This window comes from Pseudomonas sp. Irchel s3a10, assembly GCF_900187525.1.
Classification (GTDB): domain Bacteria; phylum Pseudomonadota; class Gammaproteobacteria; order Pseudomonadales; family Pseudomonadaceae; genus Aquipseudomonas; species Aquipseudomonas koreensis_G.
The window spans coordinates 1-1,297 of record NZ_FYDR01000023.1; the positions used below are offsets into that span (position 1 = coordinate 1).

The 1,297-nt window shown below is 58.0% G+C and carries 1 protein-coding gene; it reads left to right on the forward strand.

The window, feature by feature from the left end; all coding sequences use genetic code 11:
• Positions 1-65: 65 nt before the first annotated feature.
• Positions 66-1,297: F0F1 ATP synthase subunit alpha (atpA, locus tag CKW11_RS27350; RefSeq protein ID WP_095140151.1), on the forward strand; the 1,232-nt coding region annotated here is incomplete at its 3' end.

The following is a 1,297-nucleotide window of genomic DNA, read 5'->3' on the forward strand; positions in this document are numbered from 1 at the left end:
TTCGCGGCAAAATCGCGAAACTTGCCGAAGCATTGAAATCTTGAGTTTGAAGGGGCAGCAGAGCAATGCAGCAACTCAATCCTTCCGAAATAAGTGAAATTATCAAGGGCCGCATCGACAAGCTCGATGTGACCTCCCAAGCCCGTAACGAAGGCACTGTCGTCAGCGTATCTGACGGCATCGTGCGGATTCACGGTCTGGCCGACGTCATGTACGGCGAGATGATCGAGTTTCCGGGCGGCGTCTACGGTATGGCCCTCAACCTGGAGCAAGACTCCGTAGGTGCCGTTGTACTGGGCGCATACACCAGTCTGGCTGAAGGCATGAGCGCCAAGTGCACCGGCCGCATCCTTGAAGTTCCGGTTGGTAAGGAACTGCTGGGTCGCGTAGTCGACGCACTGGGTAACCCTGTTGACGGCAAAGGTCCACTGGGCAACACCTTGACCGACGCGGTCGAGAAAGTTGCACCGGGCGTGATCTGGCGTAAGTCGGTAGACCAGCCTGTACAGACTGGCTACAAGGCTGTCGATGCCATGATCCCTGTCGGCCGTGGCCAGCGTGAGCTGATCATCGGTGACCGTCAGATCGGTAAAACCGCTCTGGCGATCGACGCGATCATCAACCAGAAAGACAGCGGCATTTTCTGCGTCTACGTAGCCATCGGTCAGAAGCAATCGACCATCGCCAACGTGGTTCGCAAGCTGGAAGAAAACGGCGCCCTGGCCAACACGATCATCGTGGCTGCCAGTGCTTCGGAATCTCCTGCGCTGCAATTCCTGGCACCGTACTCCGGTTGCACCATGGGTGAATTCTTCCGCGACCGCGGTGAAGACGCGCTGATCGTTTATGACGATCTGTCCAAGCAAGCAGTGGCTTACCGCCAGATTTCCCTGCTGCTGCGCCGTCCACCAGGCCGTGAAGCTTACCCAGGCGACGTGTTCTATCTCCACTCCCGTCTGCTGGAGCGTGCATCCCGCGTTTCGGAAGAGTACGTAGAGAAGTTCACCAACGGCGCAGTGACCGGCAAAACCGGTTCCCTGACCGCACTGCCGATCATCGAAACCCAGGCTGGCGACGTTTCCGCGTTCGTTCCGACCAACGTGATTTCCATCACCGACGGTCAGATCTTCCTGGAATCGGCCATGTTCAACTCGGGCATCCGCCCTGCAGTGAACGCCGGTGTTTCGGTATCCCGTGTGGGTGGTGCCGCTCAGACCAAGATCATCAAGAAGCTGTCCGGTGGTATCCGTACCGCTCTGGCTCAGTACCGTGAACTGGCGGCATTCGCCCAGTTCGC